This is a genomic window from Streptomyces sp. NPDC093085, assembly GCF_040683935.1.
In the GTDB taxonomy this organism is placed as follows: Bacteria; Actinomycetota; Actinomycetes; order Streptomycetales; family Streptomycetaceae; genus Streptomyces.
In genome coordinates this window covers 1-14,778 of record NZ_JBFBFB010000017.1, presented here as the reverse complement: position 1 = coordinate 14,778, position 14,778 = coordinate 1, and the positions used below count along the sequence as shown (strand labels likewise).

The 14,778-nt window shown below is 69.9% G+C and carries 14 protein-coding genes, 1 tRNA gene and 2 pseudogenes; 6 read left to right on the top strand and 11 right to left on the bottom strand.

The genetic code is table 11. The features are described 5' to 3' along the window. Positions 1–35: 35 nt before the first annotated feature. Both AB0O07_RS32020 and AB0O07_RS32015 read left to right on the top strand, forming a co-directional pair. Positions 36–1,250 carry a Shedu anti-phage system protein SduA domain-containing protein gene (locus AB0O07_RS32020; protein ID WP_365639994.1) on the top strand — a complete coding sequence of 405 codons (1,215 nt, stop codon included), beginning with the start codon at positions 36–38 and terminating at the stop codon, positions 1,248–1,250. Then, positions 1,247–1,570 carry a hypothetical protein gene (locus AB0O07_RS32015; protein ID WP_365639991.1) on the top strand — a complete coding sequence of 108 codons (324 nt, stop codon included), beginning with the start codon at positions 1,247–1,249 and terminating at the stop codon, positions 1,568–1,570. Before AB0O07_RS32020 ends, AB0O07_RS32015 begins: the two co-directional genes overlap by 4 nt. 109 nt (positions 1,571–1,679) lie before the next feature. Here the strand turns inward: AB0O07_RS32015 and AB0O07_RS32010 are convergent, their stop codons facing one another. Further along, positions 1,680–2,513, bottom strand: coding sequence for a PIG-L family deacetylase (locus tag AB0O07_RS32010; RefSeq protein ID WP_365639989.1), 834 nt, complete (start codon positions 2,511–2,513; stop codon positions 1,680–1,682). Between the two features lie 163 nt (positions 2,514–2,676). Between AB0O07_RS32010 and AB0O07_RS32005 the strand changes: the two genes are divergently transcribed. Continuing rightward, positions 2,677–3,504, top strand: coding sequence for a helix-turn-helix domain-containing protein (locus AB0O07_RS32005; protein ID WP_365639986.1), 828 nt, complete (start codon positions 2,677–2,679; stop codon positions 3,502–3,504). Between the two features lie 40 nt (positions 3,505–3,544). Then, complete coding sequence (locus tag AB0O07_RS32000) at positions 3,545–4,825, top strand: acyltransferase (protein WP_365639983.1); 1,281 nt, start codon at positions 3,545–3,547, stop codon at positions 4,823–4,825. A 159-nt stretch (positions 4,826–4,984) separates the two neighbouring features. Here the strand turns inward: AB0O07_RS32000 and AB0O07_RS31995 are convergent, their stop codons facing one another. The 7 genes and pseudogenes from AB0O07_RS31995 to AB0O07_RS31965 all read right to left on the bottom strand — a co-directional run bounded on the left by AB0O07_RS31995 (position 4,985) and on the right by AB0O07_RS31965 (position 9,541). After that, the gene (locus AB0O07_RS31995) at positions 4,985–5,668 is read right to left on the bottom strand and encodes a hypothetical protein (RefSeq protein WP_365639980.1); all 684 of its coding nucleotides are present in this window, start codon (positions 5,666–5,668) and stop codon (positions 4,985–4,987) included. After that, positions 5,655–6,356: a TetR/AcrR family transcriptional regulator gene (locus AB0O07_RS31990; RefSeq protein ID WP_365639978.1), complete on the bottom strand. Its 702-nt coding sequence runs from the start codon at positions 6,354–6,356 to the stop codon at positions 5,655–5,657. The genes AB0O07_RS31995 and AB0O07_RS31990 overlap by 14 nt, the downstream gene beginning before the upstream one ends. Before the next feature lie 266 nt (positions 6,357–6,622). After that, positions 6,623–7,024: a PIN domain-containing protein gene (locus AB0O07_RS31985; protein ID WP_365639975.1), complete on the bottom strand. Its 402-nt coding sequence runs from the start codon at positions 7,022–7,024 to the stop codon at positions 6,623–6,625. Next, complete coding sequence (locus AB0O07_RS31980) at positions 7,021–7,269, bottom strand: type II toxin-antitoxin system CcdA family antitoxin (protein WP_365639973.1); 249 nt, start codon at positions 7,267–7,269, stop codon at positions 7,021–7,023. Before AB0O07_RS31980 ends, AB0O07_RS31985 begins: the two co-directional genes overlap by 4 nt. A 1,067-nt stretch (positions 7,270–8,336) precedes the next feature. Continuing rightward, positions 8,337–9,009: pseudogene (locus AB0O07_RS31975) on the bottom strand (nucleotidyl transferase AbiEii/AbiGii toxin family protein). After that, a complete protein-coding gene (locus tag AB0O07_RS31970; protein WP_365639971.1) occupies positions 9,006–9,353 on the bottom strand; it encodes a transcriptional regulator in 348 nt (115 codons plus the stop codon). The pseudogene AB0O07_RS31975 and the gene AB0O07_RS31970 overlap by 4 nt, the downstream one beginning before the upstream one ends. A 114-nt stretch (positions 9,354–9,467) precedes the next feature. Next, positions 9,468–9,541 (bottom strand) — tRNA-Gly (locus AB0O07_RS31965). 591 nt (positions 9,542–10,132) lie between these two features. Between AB0O07_RS31965 and dcd the strand changes: the two genes are divergently transcribed. Together dcd and AB0O07_RS31955 are read left to right on the top strand one after the other, a co-directional pair. Continuing rightward, entirely contained in the window at positions 10,133–10,708 is a 576-nt protein-coding gene (gene dcd / locus AB0O07_RS31960; RefSeq protein WP_365639969.1) for a dCTP deaminase, read from the top strand. 17 nt (positions 10,709–10,725) lie between these two features. Continuing rightward, positions 10,726–11,229 (top strand): phosphoribosyltransferase, encoded by a 504-nt coding sequence (locus AB0O07_RS31955; RefSeq protein WP_365639967.1) that lies wholly within the window; start codon positions 10,726–10,728, stop codon positions 11,227–11,229. Between the two features lie 197 nt (positions 11,230–11,426). Here AB0O07_RS31955 and AB0O07_RS31950 read toward each other — a convergent pair whose 3' ends face one another. The 3 genes and pseudogenes from AB0O07_RS31950 to AB0O07_RS31940 form a co-directional block, all read right to left on the bottom strand. Next, entirely contained in the window at positions 11,427–12,458 is a 1,032-nt protein-coding gene (locus AB0O07_RS31950; RefSeq protein ID WP_365639965.1) for a YIP1 family protein, read from the bottom strand. A 265-nt stretch (positions 12,459–12,723) separates the two neighbouring features. After that, complete coding sequence (locus tag AB0O07_RS31945) at positions 12,724–14,271, bottom strand: FG-GAP and VCBS repeat-containing protein (RefSeq protein WP_365639963.1); 1,548 nt, start codon at positions 14,269–14,271, stop codon at positions 12,724–12,726. Between the two features lie 253 nt (positions 14,272–14,524). Beyond that, a pseudogene (locus AB0O07_RS31940) lies at positions 14,525–14,778 on the bottom strand (Fe-S oxidoreductase); the annotation flags it as partial.

The following is a 14,778-nucleotide window of genomic DNA, read 5'->3' as shown; positions in this document are numbered from 1 at the left end:
ACTGATTGTCAGTGCCCACTCCTAGAGTTGCGGGCATGCCGAATTTCAGGTCCAGCCCCTCGCTCTTAGATCTGGTGGAAGAGGCGAGAAAGCTCACCGAACACGCGAGTGTGCGGGAGCAGATAGACGCGGTGCTGCACATCATGGGTGGCGCCTCCACCTACCGGTACGGTGCGGGCAAGCCGCTGGTGCACGCGTTGGAGGACGTCGCGCGAGAGTCCCTTCTCCATGAGGACTTCGCGCTGGCCAAGCGCTTCCAGAGGTTCGCCGGCTATGCCCGCGGCGAGCTCTTCCTCGAAGTCGTGGAGAACTACTACGACGAGAGGGCGAGGCAGCGAAGCGAGAAGTACATGCGCCGGATGGTCTCCATGGGCGCCGAGCGAGCGGTGGCCGTCCTGGACAGGCTGTGCGCCGAGAACCCCGACGCGAGTGCCGCCGACGCCAACGCACTCTTCCGTGGCATCGTCCGGTCCACCGAGCACTTGGGCATCGGAGACGAAGAAGGCGGGATCCAGCTCCCCGCCAAATACCTGAAGCGCCTTCAGGAGTACGGGCACATGGAGCTGGTCCTGCGGAACCTCCCCCGCCCGGCCTCCGCCGAGACCGCCCGGATGGTGAACGACGCCCTGGCGGACGCGGACGCGGGAATGCTGGCTCACCTGCTCGAATTGCGGGCCAGACGGGCCGCCCTCGCAGCCCTGCGCACCGCTGTGGACGACCCCGACAGCTCCGAGAGCGCCCTCCACACCTGCCTGAAGAACCAGGAATGGATCTTCGGCGGCGCCTATGTGGCCGAGCTGGCCCGCCGCCAGTACACCCCGGACACGATTCTCGACATTCCGCTGCTGCGTGGTGACGGCTCCCTGCACGTGGTGGAACTCAAGCGCGCCCGCATCGAGAACCTGGTCATCCGGCGCAGCGGCCACCTCATGCTGGGCGCCCCGGTACACCAAGCGGTCTCCCAGACACAGAACTACCTCCGGACCCTGGACGAGAACCGCCACCCGATCCACGGAACGTACGGCGTCGACACCCGCAGGGCCTCGGCGACCGTCGTGATCGGGCACCCGCAGTACGTGCGCGGAAGCATCGCCCCCCAGGAGATCGCGGAGACGCTGCGGACCTACAACACGCACATGGCACGCGTGGAAGTGATCACCTACAAAACCCTGTTGGAGTCAGCGGAACGCATGCTGGCCCTCTCCTCAGCGGAACAGGACCCCGCCTCGACCGAGGACACCACGACATGAACACCCCCCGCCCCGCGGTCGAACCGCTCCTCGCAAGCCTCTGTGGTGGCACCATCACCAGCGAGGACTACGTCGGCTACTTCATGAACGAACACGCCGAAGAACTCGTATTCGCCCAGCGCCGAGGCGAGAAGACCGCCCGGCTCTGGCACAGCGACGCGGACTGGGAGATGTGCCGTATCGACGACCATTCGATACGCCTGGACGGCCCCTTGGACGGAATGATCACCGTGGCCGACCTGATCATCGACCGAACAGAGGCAACGTGGCTCTCCTCCTGCCTGGCAGCCTCCCGCCCGCTCCGCCCGCAACGCAAGTGACCCGCTCTCCGGGGCCCGGCGCGGTCGCGGGGCCCGGCGCGGTCGGAACTGCCGGCTGACCCGGACCCCGCCGGACGGGGCCCGGGGCAGCCGGCCGGACGGGCCGGGGTCAGCGGAGTCCGGCGAAGAGGTCGTTCTCGGGTACGGCCGCGCCGGTGGTGTCCTTGACCCGTACGAAGGTCTCCAGGCCCATCAGCTCACCGAACTTCTCCTTGCCCATCTTGAGGAAGAAGATGTTCTCGCCCTGACTGGCGTGCGCGGCCAGCGCGTCGTACTTCTGGCCGCTGAACGCGGTGGTGTCGACCCACGTGGTGATCTCGTCGTCCGGGAGGCCGATCTCGGCCAGCGCGGCGGCCTCGGCGGGATCCGGCTCCGGCATGTCGCCCTGGAACTCGCTCATGGCCTCCCCGAAGCGCCGCATCGCCGAGCGCGGCACCGTCGTCCAGTACACCTTCGGCGTCAGCGTGGTCATCTCCAGCGCCGCCATCGTGATGCGGTGGGCCTGGATGTGGTCGGGGTGGCCGTAGAAGCCGTTCTCGTCGTACGTGACGACCACATCGGGACGGTAATGCCGCATGAGTTCCGCGAGCCGGGCGGCGCTCTCCTCGACGGGGGTCCGCCAGAAGGCTTCGGGGGCGTCGTTACTGGCCCAGCCCATCATCCCGGAGTCGGCGTAGTCCAGCATCTCCAGATCGCTGATCTTCAGTACGTCACAGCTCTCCTTGAGTTCCTGCCTGCGCATCTCGGCGACGGCCGCCGGATCGTGGCCGGGATCACCCGGCTTGACGCCCCCTGGTCCGTCACCGCACCCCCCGTCGGTACAGGTCACGAGAACGGTACGCATGCCTTCCGCCGCGTACCGCGCGAGAACCCCTCCGGTCCCGGTGGCTTCGTCGTCGGGGTGGGCGTGTACCGCCATGAGGGTCAAAGGCCGCTCGGTCATCAATCAGTCCTCCTGTGAAAACGCGTCCTGCTCCGAGTATGCGGCGGGCGCACGAGGATCCCCGGGCCGGGACCCGGGCCGGGACCCGGGGCAGGGATCCGGGGCCGGGACCCGGCAGGGAGGACCGGCGCGTGCGCCCCGACCGCTTGGTTACGCTGCGGAGATGGACGCGGTGGGGAAGAACGATCTGACGGGGCGGGCGCGCCTCCGTGAGGCGGCGTTCGCGTTGTTCGCCGAGCGGGGTTTCGAGGCGACGTCGACGAGAGCGGTGGCGGCCGCCGCGGGGCTGTCGCCCGCGCTGGTGACGCGGCACTTCGGCTCGAAGGAGGGGCTGCGCGCGGCTGTCGACGAGCACGTACTGGGCCGGATCTCCCGGGAACTGGCGGACCTGGATCAGGACGCCGGAGCGGATCCGGCTGCCCGCATGGATCCGGCTGCCGGACTGATGGAATCCCTGGGGCAGGTCTCGGCCCGGTTGTTCGGGGCGGACCCGGTCCTGCGCGGGTACCTGCGGCAGGTCCTGCTGGAAGGGAGCGAGACCGGCGCCGCGTTCTTCGGACGGCTGCTGAGCGGCGCCGGCGCCGAGCTGGCGCGGCTGTCGGCGGCGTACGGCGGCAAGGGGCCGGCGTACGGCGGCAAGGGGCTGGCGTACGGCGTCAACGGGCCGTCGGACGAAAAGCGGGCGCCGGACCAGGAGCGGGCGCCGCACGACGAGGGGGCGCCGCACGACGAGGGGGCGCCGCACGAGGACCAGGCGCCGGACGAGGAGTGGGCACCGTTCCAGATGCTCTGTCTCATCCTCGGCCCGCTGCTCCTGGAGCCGGTGATGCAGCCCCATCTCGACGAGCCGATGTTCGCGCCGGAGGTCCTGGCGCGGCGCAGCGCGGCCAATCAGCGCCTGCTGTCGTACGGGTTCGGATTCCACGGCTTCCCCGGCTTCCCCGGCTTCCCCGGGTTCTACGGTTCTCCGGAGGGCGAGAAGGGGAGGTAGCCCCAGTGCGGTGTGTACACCTGTTGAGGATGCTATCCACATGTACACACTTGCTTCTGGGGTCCGGCCGCCCGGGACCCGGCCGTCGCACGCACCCAACCGCCTCGCCTGGCTGGACACCCTCCGGATCGTCCTGACCGTGCTGGTGGTCGTCCATCACGCCGCGCAGCCGTACGGCCCGGCGGACTGGTGGTACGTCGAGGGCCAGCCCCGTAACCCGGCGCTCGCGACGCTCTCGGCGGTCGGCGGGACGTTCGCCATGAGCCTGTTCTTCTTCGTCTCCGCGGTCTTCGTGCCCGCCTCGTACGAGCGGCGCGGCGGATGGTCCTTCGTGAAGGGCCGACTGGTCCGCCTCGGCATTCCGGTCGTGGTGGGCGCGGTGACGATCGTGCCGGGCCTGATGTACGCGTACTACGTCCACTACCGCGGATATCCGCCGGTCTCCTTCGCCCGCTACTTCACCGACGTCTACCTCGGCCTGGGGGAGAAGCCCGCTGACTGGACGGGGCCCTCGTGGCCGGACCTCCAGTTCGGGCATCTGTGGTTCATCCAGAACCTGCTCGCCTACACCCTCCTCTACGTACTGTTGCGCGTACTGTGCCGCGAGACGGCCCAACTAATACGCCGCCACCGAGACACCCCCCGCCCACCCCGCACCACCGAACTCCCCACCCCCACCCCCACACCCGTTCCAGGTCACCGGGCGCTGCTGGCCCTGACCGCCGGGATCGCCGTCGCGACCTTCCTGGTCCGGCTGCGGTACCCACTGGACACCTGGGTGCCGTTCCTGGACTTCCTCCAGGTCGAGCCCGCCAGGCTCCCGCAGCACGCGACGTTCTTCACCCTCGGGGTACTCGCCCACCGGTACGACTGGCTAAGCCGGTTCGACGCCCGTACCGGATGGATGTGGCTGAGCGGCGGTCTGCTCGGGGTGGCCGTGCTCTCGGCGGTCGGCGCGGACGCGGCCTCCTTCGGCCCCGGCGGGCTCGACGGCCCCTCCGCACTGTGGGCGGCGTACGAGAGCGCCCTGTGCGTGGCCCTCTGCGCGGGAACGCTGACCCTGTTCCGCGAAGCGGCCGGCAAGGCCACCACCAACACCACCACCACCGTTCCCGGCCCGCTGGCGAAGGAACTGGCCGCGAGCAGCTACGCCGTCTACATCGTCCACCTCCCGATGGTGGTGACGGTGCAGTACTACCTGGCGGACCGGGGACTCACCGCGGCCACCGCATGGGCGACCGCCGCGCTCACCGGCGTCCCGGCGGCGTTCGCACTCGCGGCGGGGCTGCGCCGACTGCCGCTGCTGCGCAGGGTGTTGTGACGCGGTACGGAGCGAAGGCGAGCATGGCCGAGAAGAAGCACCCCCCGAAGCCCACGTCGACTCTGCCGGCCAGCAGATGCAAGCCCCACCCCCCCTCACACCCCCACCCCCCTCACACCCCCACCCCCCTCACACCCCCCACCCCCCTCCCTCCCCACCTCACACCCTGCGGAACTGCTGGGCCACGTCCCGGTCCCGTACGGAGATGCCGAGCCCCCGCAGCTCCTCGCGCGCCTCGTCCGCGGCGCCGCTCCGGCCGTCGGCGAGCGCCCGCTGCCGCGTCCTCAGCAACGTATGCGCACGCTCGTCGAGGCCCGGCCCGTTGTCGACCCAGGTGGTGTAGTCCGCCTCGTACGGGTCGACGGTGCCGCGCCAGGGATAGCCCCGCTGCTCGAAGGCGGACCGCAGCCGGCCGGTGAGGCCGAGGTCCACCCGGGTGCGGATGTGTTCCAGGCCGTCGGCATCGCGCAGCACCAGCTCGCGGCCGTCGGTGAACACCTCGGCGATCCGGCCCCGTTCGACATGACGGCCGCCGGTGGCGTCGCGCACGACGACGCTGTCGGTGCCCACCTCGATCACGGGGTTCTCCTTGTGCCAGGTACCCGCCACACACGCCCCGGCCACGGCACCGACGAGTATCAGCACCGGCACGGCCCACGCGAGCGGCAGCGCGGCGGCCAGCCGGAGCGGGCCCGGAGCGCCGTCGAAGAGACCGACCATCCAGTCGGCGAGCGGGCCCACGGCGAACGCGGCGCCGAGCCCGAGCCCGGCCCCGCCCAGGACGACCACCCCCAGCCACGCCCCGGGCAGCCGTACCGTGACCGGAGGTTCAGGCTCGACCATCGGTGTTCTCCCTCTCTCGATCCGCCCTCGTGACCTCTCGCACCCTCGTGGGCCTTCCCGCCCTCGTGGCCCCTCCGTCCGTCGCGGCGGCCTCCCGGTCCGTCTCCACCGGCGCCAGGTAACGCGTGACGGTGCGGTGCAGCGCGGGGAGCGGGGAGTGGCCGGGACGGGCGCCCAGGTACGCGGCGTCCACCATGTTCTCCAGCCAGGCGGCGGCCTCGGCCGGGTCGAGCTCCGGGTCGACGGTGCCTGCCTCGATCCCCCGCGCGAGAAGCCCCGCCAGCCCGTCGCGCACCACCTGGGACGTGCGGCCGACGACATCGAGGAGCTCGGGATCGTGCGCGATGCGCCGCAGCAACTCGACGACCATCCCCGAGGCACCCGGCTCCTCGGCCTCCGCCGCCAGCTCGGCCACGACGTCGAGGACGGCCGCGAAGGGGTCGCCGCTCCCCTCGTGACGGGCGACGAGCGCCTCCGCGCGCGGCAGGTCCCGCTCGAAGAGCGCGCGGAAGAGGGCCTGTTTGTCGGCGAAGTAGTAGAAGACGCTCCCCGAACTGAGCCCGGCGGCCGACGCGACCTGCGCGACCGTCGTCCGCTCGAACCCCTGCTCCCCGAAGAGCCGCCCCGCCGCCCCGACGATCGCCTCCCGCCGCCGCGCATGCAGCGCAGGGTCGACCACACGCGCCATCCCGCACCCTCCCATTCATTAACTGACCAACCAATCAAAGAATACCCCAAGCGCCACCCACCTGCCCCGCTTGCCGCGCCACGTCATCAGCGGCGAGGGATCCCGCGGCCGGGAGACCTGCGCTTTCCCGTGAGGAAGCTTGGATTGTCATGGTCTCTGGGAGCCGCATCTGACTGCTGTGGTCCGCTCCGCTGGGCACGGATGGGGCACGAGGGTAGCGGTGCAGCGGACCCTGCCAGGGGGTGTGCTCGGGGCGGGCCGGCGCGTCAGAGAGGGATGACGCGGACCTGGTTTCCGCAGAGTTTGGTCATGTCGTCGCTGTCGGAGGTCAGGAGGGCGACGGGCTTCTGCTGACGCAGGGCGACCTCGGCGACCGTGGCGTCGATGGCGTACTTGTGTCCGTGCAGCCCGGCGCCCTTGAGGAGTTCCGCTGCTGCCTTCGCCGCTTGTTCGGTGACCGGCTCCACCTTGACGTGGGACAGAGCCCAGTTCAGGCGAGGCATATTGGTGCGGGAGTGGCTGACTTCCACGATGGTGTTGGCCCCGATCACCAGGTCGGCTCCCATGTCGTGAAAGACCTGAAGCATCGCGAGGAGCTTGCGGTCCTGAGCGATCCAGGCGGAGAGCCCCTCGGCGTCCAGGACGACGGTCTCGACGCGCTCGCTCACGCGGCGTCCGCGCCCTTGGAGGTGCCGGCGGACCCGAAGATCTTCGCGCGGGCCTCGGCGAGCTCCTCGTCGCTGAAGGGTCCGTGTTCTTCCTCATGGCGGCGGAGGTCGTCGCCCAGGAGCTGGTGCCGGATCTGGCGGGCTACGGCCTCCGCCACGTAGCCGGAGACGTTGTCCGTGAGCTTGCGAAGCTCCGCCACCTGGTCGCTGGGGAGGGTGACGGTGATGCGAGTCGTTGAGGACATAATGTCAGCATACTGGAGTATGCGTTCTCTGGTCCGTGCTTCCTTGATTCGGTAGGCCGAGACCGCATACTCCGGGCGGGGAAGGATCCTCGCGTTCAGCTGCCCTTGGTAGAGGCCCCGGTCTGTTGTCGCTGATGGGCAAGTGAAAACGCCCCATTGGCTTACCGGGGCCTTCATCAATGAGCAGGCGAGCAGACTCGAACCCACGCTCTAAGCTTGAGCATCACTCGGCATTTGAGTGACCTGGTGGCTTCTGACTTGAGGAAGGGCATCGGGTACAGGATTCCCGACGATTACGCAGAGAGACGCAGCAGCACTTCCCTCCGGCTGGCAGGGTCTGCCGCGATGTGATCGACCACAGCTTGCCAAACCTCCGGGCGTTCGAGCAGTCGAATCACCGCGTCGGCCGGCATAGCGCTGGCTTGGTCCGGGATTTGCCTAGAGCCGATTGCGGATCGGTACTCATGCGCGGTTACGCGCTTGCGGCCTTCACTGGCCGCAGAGTCGACCATTGAACGAAAGGCGTCCCACCGCTGATGATCAGGCATTCCGGATCTTGAGTAGTCGCGGGCCGCTTCCCTCAGGACCGTGTAGGAAACCTGGACCTCCGAAAAGAACTTCAGCGGCTTCTACGGTGGAAGGACTGGGCAATGAGCTTGGGTGCCGAGGGTGCGGTGCAGCTCGCGGCGATCCCGCAGCGGGTGGAGCTGACCGCCCATCGGCCGGGTGCGGGCGGCCCGCGCCGAGGCGCATGAGGATCGCGAAAGGGGTCAGGTGGTGCGGAGGTGGTGCAAGGCGCTTAGGGAGGTCTATGCAGCGACGAACCCCAGGCCTTTGACCTGGGGTTCGTCGGAGAGCGGGTGACGAGAATCGAACTCGCGCTCTGAGCTTGGGAATCAACGGTGCTTGCGTGGTTAAAGCGCCTCTGAGCTGCATGTTCGTCCCGGCGGTACGAGGATGGCGCAGTCTCTGGGCGCCGTGCTTGACCGCTGTTGTCCGCGCGGAAGGGCACGGATGGGGCACGGCGGCCGAAGGGTGGGCGGCCGGCATCGTGAGGCTATCGGCCATCAGTCCTCGTGCGGTGCCTCAAGCTCCTGGAGCCGTTCCCCGATGTCGTCCGCCCACGTCTGTGCCCATTGCCGCAACCCGGAGACGGCTCGCTCGTCGAGTCCGTACGCTGCGAACTCCGTGTCGTCGATCCAGTCGGCTCCGCCGAGCCGCGCTTGGAGTTCGCTGAGGTCGAAGGAGTCGCGGGCGTGGCGTCGGCCGAGTTCCTCAAGTTCGACTGGGTTCCAATGGTCTGTGGCGGCGTGTACGTCGATCAGGTCCCGGGCGAGTCCGCGGTCGGCCAGCGCGCGGACCTTGGTTCCGACGACATCTTCGAGGGACAGCACCAGGCCGTGCTCGGTGTGCACCGGTGGCTTCCAGAGCGCTTCCTTGAGGATGTCGACCTCGCACTCCTCATGGCTGGTGGGATCCGTGACGATCAGACGCGCGGACAACGGGTCTGTCTCCAGAGCCCGGACGCCCCATCCACGCTGCTCCAGGCCGGTGCGCACGGCAGTGGCGATGTCCTCCATGCGTTGTGGGTTCTCGGTCGCGACGTCGAGGTCCTGGCTGAGCCGGTCGACCAGTCCGTGTGCCTGTACCGCGTAGCCGCCGGTAAGCGCCAGAGGGTAAGCACCGCCCACGGCGAGCACGTCCGCCCAGGAGCCGTCGGTGCAGGTCCGTGAGGTTCACACGGCGGCCTGAGTGCTGTGAGCCAGCTCGTCGAAGGCGCTCTCCCAGACCACGCGGACATCACGGCTGACCAGTGAACGCAGTGTGGGCCACAAGTCGACGAGAAGCTCGCGATGGAGGTACTGGACCAGGTCGTCGCGCCGGCCCTCGGCCAGGACAATGCGGTAGTAGCTCATCCGCAGCCGTGGCTGATCGAGATCGAACGTGGTCAGCCCCGACCGTGCGAGGTGGAGCGGCAGACTCACCGCGCCGTGCTCAGGTCCGGCAAGCTCCGAGAGTGCCACGGGCAGGCGCCGGGCAAACTTGGCGCGGCGGAGATCGGAAAGGCCGGGCTGTGATGCCATACGCCGATTATCCAGGAAGAGGGCGCGGCACGCCGCCAGGTTCGGGGACGCACAACCACAGAAGCGATTGGCTGAACACGAGGAAGCCCCAGGTCTCTGACCTGGGGCTTCCTGTGGAGCGGGTGACGAGAATCGAACTCGCGCTCTGAGCTTGGGAAGCTCATGTTCTACCATTAAACTACACCCGCTTGGCGAGCCCGTGTCGGCCTCGCATCGTCGGACACTCTACCTCATCCCCGGCCCCGGGCGCCTCCTGCCCCGTGGGGCCGGTGTTCTGTGTGGGGGTGGGAGGGGTTGGTGGGGTGGGGAGTTGAGGGGGAGCGGGGGGCGTAAGGTCGGGGCGGAGTGCCGCTTCTTCGAGGGCCTGTTCATCCCCTAGTGTGGGCGTTCGTCCGTGTTTGTTGGGGAAAGGACCTGATGGACTTGATGGAGCACACCGTCGTCCGCTGTGCCGAAGGGCACGTGTTCAGTACCGCCACCTTCCCGATGCAGCAGCTCGACACCGCGCGGATCGGGCCCGGTCGGCTCATCCGGTGTCCCCGTTGCGCTCGGTTGCGGCATGCCGTGCCGGTTCCTGTGCCCGTCCCTGTGCCCGTTCCCGTGCCGGGGGCTGTGTCGGGGGCCGTGGCCGCTGACGGGGGGACGAAGGGCGGAGAGCGGGCGGTGCGCGTGGTGGATGCCGGGGGTGTGGGCGAGCGGCGCTGACCGTTGAGGGGGGAGTGAGGCGCGCGGGGCTGCCCGGTTGGGGTGGGCTCGCGCGTCTTGCGTATCCTCGGTGCGTGCTTCTCTCAGACAAGGACATCCGGGCCGAACTCGACTCCGGACGCGTACGAGTCGAACCGTACGACGCGACGATGGTGCAGCCCTCCAGCATCGATGTACGGCTCGACCGCTTCTTCCGGGTGTTCGAGAACCACCGCTATCCGCACATCGACCCCGCCGTCGAGCAGGCCGATCTGACGCGCGTGGTCGAGCCCGAAGGGGACGAGCCCTTCATCCTGCACCCCGGTGAGTTCGTGCTCGCGTCGACGTACGAGGTCATCTCGCTCCCCGACGACATCGCCTCCCGGCTGGAGGGCAAGTCCAGCCTCGGCCGGCTCGGCCTCGTGACGCACTCGACAGCCGGGTTCATCGACCCCGGCTTCTCCGGGCACGTCACCCTCGAACTGTCGAACATGGCGACCATGCCGATCAAGCTCTGGCCCGGTATGAAGATCGGGCAGCTCTGCCTCTTCCGGCTCAGCTCGCCCGCCGAGTTCCCCTACGGGTCCGAGCGCTACGGGTCGCGGTATCAGGGGCAGCGGGGGCCGACCGCCTCGCGCTCCTATCTCAACTTTCATCGGACGCAGGTGTGAATCAAGGTAGGGCAGGTATGACGGACATACTGGGTTCCGGCAGCGGGACCTCGCGGCGCGAGAACCTGTCGTACGAGAAGTTCGGCCGCGCGGTGCGCGAGCTCGCCCAGACCGTTGCCGACGACGGGTACGAGCCCGACATCATCCTGAGCATCGCGCGCGGCGGCGTCTTCGTCGCCGGCGGGCTCGCCTACGCGCTCGACTGCAAGAACATCAACCTCGTCAACGTCGAGTTCTACACCGGCGTGGGCACCACCCTCGCCATGCCGGTCATGCTCGCGCCCGTCCCCAACGTCGTCGACTTCACCCGGAAGAAAGTCCTGATCGCGGACGACGTCGCCGACACCGGCAAGACCCTCAAGCTCGTGCACGACTTCTGCGTCGACCATGTCGCCGAGGTGCGCAGCGCGGTCATCTACGAGAAGTCCCAGTCGCTCGTGAAGTGCGAGTACGTCTGGAAGCGCACCGAGGACTGGATCAACTTTCCGTGGAGCGTCGAGCCCCCTGTTGTGCGGCAGTAGTCATCAGTAGAGAAGCGGAAGAGCAGTGAAGAGGGAGCCGCCGGGTCTGGTGGCTCCCTCTTACGTGGCTTACATCGCTTACGTCGCTTACGTGGCGTACCGCTTACGTGGCGTACCGCTTACGTGGCGTACCGCTTACGTGGCGTACCGCTTACGTGGCGTACCGCTTACGTGGCGTACCGCTTACGCGGCCCGCCCTACAGCGTGCCCAGCTTCAGCAGCGACAGCAGCGCGACCAACTGGATCGCCGACGCGCCCAGTGCCTTCGGCCACGGCAGGTCGTGCGACTTGTTCACCATCACCGTGAAGAGCGCGCCCGCCGCCACCCACGTCACCCAGCCGATCGTCTGGACCAGCGAGTTGTCGCCGCCCAGGAAGAGCGCGAAGAGCAGGCGCGGCGCGTCCGTGATCGACATGATCAGCATGGAGAGGCCGATGGTCGGCTGCCAGGCGCCGTCGCCGCCGAGCTGGCGGGCGAGGGTGTGGGTGACCGCGCCCAGGGCCAGGCCGCCCAGGAGAAAGGCGACGGCCGTCGTGAGGACGTACGGGATGGCCGTGGTCAGGGTCGCGTTGATCGCGTCCTCGCGGGCCGTGTCGAAGCCGAAGAGTGCCAGCAGGCCGTAGAGGAACGTCACGGTCAGGGCCGGGCCCCAGAGCGGGTAGTCCCGCATCTGGAGGAAGGTCGGCGCCGGGCGCAGGACGATGCCGCTCAGCAGCTCCTTCCAGTGCAGCCGGGGGCCGGACGGGGCCGGGGCCGCGCCGCTCTGGTACGTGGCGCCCTCCCCGTACGGGTCGTCCCCGATGCTGAACGCCTGGGTGTGCCCGGGGCTGTTCGCGTACGGGTCGCCGTGGTGCTGAGGAGCCCCGGGGTACCCCTGTGGTCCGGGGCGCCCCGGGTGTCCCGGTTGTCCGGGGCGCCCCGGTGCCCCGGGGTGGGTGGGCTGGCCGTGCAGGCCGGCGGGCCCGGGGTGGCCGGGCTGGGTGGGCTGCCCGTACGGGTCGCCGAAGTACTCCGGCTCGCCCTGACGGCCGCCCCCGTACGGGGCACCGGCACCGCCGTGCTGCTGCCCGCCGCCCGCGGGAGGCCACTGCTGACGGCCGTACGTCGGGGCGCCCTGAGCTCCGCCCCCGTACTCGGGGGGAGGCGCCTGCCGTCCGTACGGCTGCTGCTGCGGTTGCTGTTGCGAGGTGCGGTTGTCCCGGCCGCGTCCGATCCTGAATCCAGCCACGTCATCGAACGTACCCGGTCCCGACCGGCGCGGTGACGGAGCCGGGGGAACAGGGGGGCCATTGCGGCCGAGCTGTGACATCCCCTAGGGGAACCCTGGGGGTGAACTCCGGGGGTGAACCCTGGGGGTTTCCCGGAGAGACCTCATGGTGCCCCTAGGGGGCTCTCTCGGTGGCTCCGACTCCGGGGCGCCGGTGGGGTGTTGTGCCGCCGGCCCCTCCCCGGCCCCTCCCCGGCCCCTCCCCGGCCGCCTCAGCCCGGCCGCCTCAGCGGGCGAAGCCCCAGCCGAAGCTGTCGCCCGCCACCGGATCGAGGCCCAGGTCCGCCGGGACGATACGGTGCGGCCGGCCCGCGCCGGGGCCCGTCAGCCCGTTCGGGCCGCCGGGCAGGACCCGTACCACCTGCTCCTCCCGCGTCGCCCCGATCGCCAGGTCGGCCGCCCCGTCGCCGTCCGTGTCCAGCAGCGCGAGCCGGGTCTCCGGGCCGACGTCCGGGATCCGTTCGGCGCCCGCGCCCGTCAGGCCCTTCGGGCCGCCGCGCAGCACCAGGACCATGGTCGTACGGTCCTTCGCCGGGGCGGTGAAGGCCACGTCGGCGTAGCCGTCGCCGTTCACATCGCCCGCCGCCGGCGAACCCCCGAAGCCGCACCCGTCCGAGACCGGCGGTGCGGGCGAGGCAGGCAGCCCGGGTGTGCCGGCGTCGATCGTCGTCGGCTTCCGGGTCCGGCTCACGACGTCCGGGCCGCCGTACGCGACCATCAGCCGGCTGCCGCCCTCCGGAACGGCCACATCCCCCAGCATTTCGCAGGTGAGGCCGGTGATCACATCCGCGGTGCCGTCCTTGTCGAGATCGGCGGTGACGACGTCCTCGCCGTACATGTCCTTGCCCCGCGCGTCCTTGAGACGGGTGTACGCGGCCGTGACGCCGCCCGCGTCGCGGGAGGTGCCGGTGTGCACGACGGTGGCGCGCGGGGTGGGCATCTCGTCCGCGAAGACATGGGTCCAGGTGACGACCAGGTCGTCCTTGCCGTCCCCGTTCATGTCCCCTACGGCGGCGGGGCGCGCCTCGTAGTACGGCCCCGTCCCCGCCTCGGGGTCCGGGCCCGGGTCGTCCGGGGTCAGGTCCAGCCGTACGGTCGCGGTGGGCACCCCGGTCCGGGTGAACGGCCCGTACCACAGGGTCGCCGTCGACGGCGACGGGCCCGTGGTGATCAGGTCGGTGTACCCGTCCCCGTCGAAGTCGCCGGTCAGCGGCGCGCTCCCGGAGATCCGCGCCCCACCCTTGAGGGTCTGCCCTGCCGGGCCGCCCCAGACGATGAAGACGGTGCTGGTGCCCGCCCCGGTGATCAGGTCGGCGTACCCGTCCCCGTCCAGGTCGCCGGAGACCGCCGAACCGCCGAACACGCCGCCCTGGCCCGCCTTCCCGAGGTTCAGGCTGTTCTGGGTGACCACCCGGTGGCGGGCCGGGTCGGGGCCCTTCGGCGATCCGGGCACCACGGCCGCGTACCCGGCGGAGAAGACCCCGTCGACCGTCGCCCGGGGGTCGGTGAGGACGAGGTCGCTCAGGTGGTCGCCGTCGAAGTCGGCGTGGGTGGCCGGGCGCGCCGGGACCGTGGGGGTCGGCCGCGCCGACGGTGATGCCGATGGCGACGATGGCGATGGCGACGAGGGCGATGGCGGTGCCGACGCCGGTGGGGGAGCGGCGGAGGCGGACGGTGCCGGCGCGGGTGCGGGGGAGCCGCAGCCCGCCCCGAGAACCGCGAGAGCGACCAGCGCCGCGAGGCGGGCCGGGATGGCTGTCCGGTGTGCACGCATGCTGGTTGGACCGGGCCGGGCCCCGGAAGGTTGTGCGGAGCCTGTGGGCGGAGTTGTCGCGCACACCCTTAGGGGGCGGGACCCGTACGGGTCCCGCCCCCTAAGGGACGTCCGGCGAACGCCCGGCGACACGTCTGGCGAAACACCCGGCGAAACGCCCGGCGGATGTGCGGCGGAACGTCCGGCGTGCGGTCCGACGGCGCCTGGTCCGGCGCCTGGTCCGACGCGCGGTCCGAAGTACGGACGTACGCCCTTACGTCGCCGGAGCCGCCGAGGGCTCCGGGTCCGGTGCCGCCTCCGGTTCCGGGTCGGCCGGTTCCGGGTCTGCCGGGGTCTTCACCGACTCCAGCAGCAGTTGGGAGACGTCGACGACCTGGAGGTTCTCCTTGGCCTGGCCGTCGCCCTTCTTGCCGTTGACGGAGTCCGTCAGCATGACGAGGCAGAACGGGCAGGCCGTCGAGACGATGTCCGGGTCGAGGGAGAGGGCCTCGTCGACGCGCTCGTTGT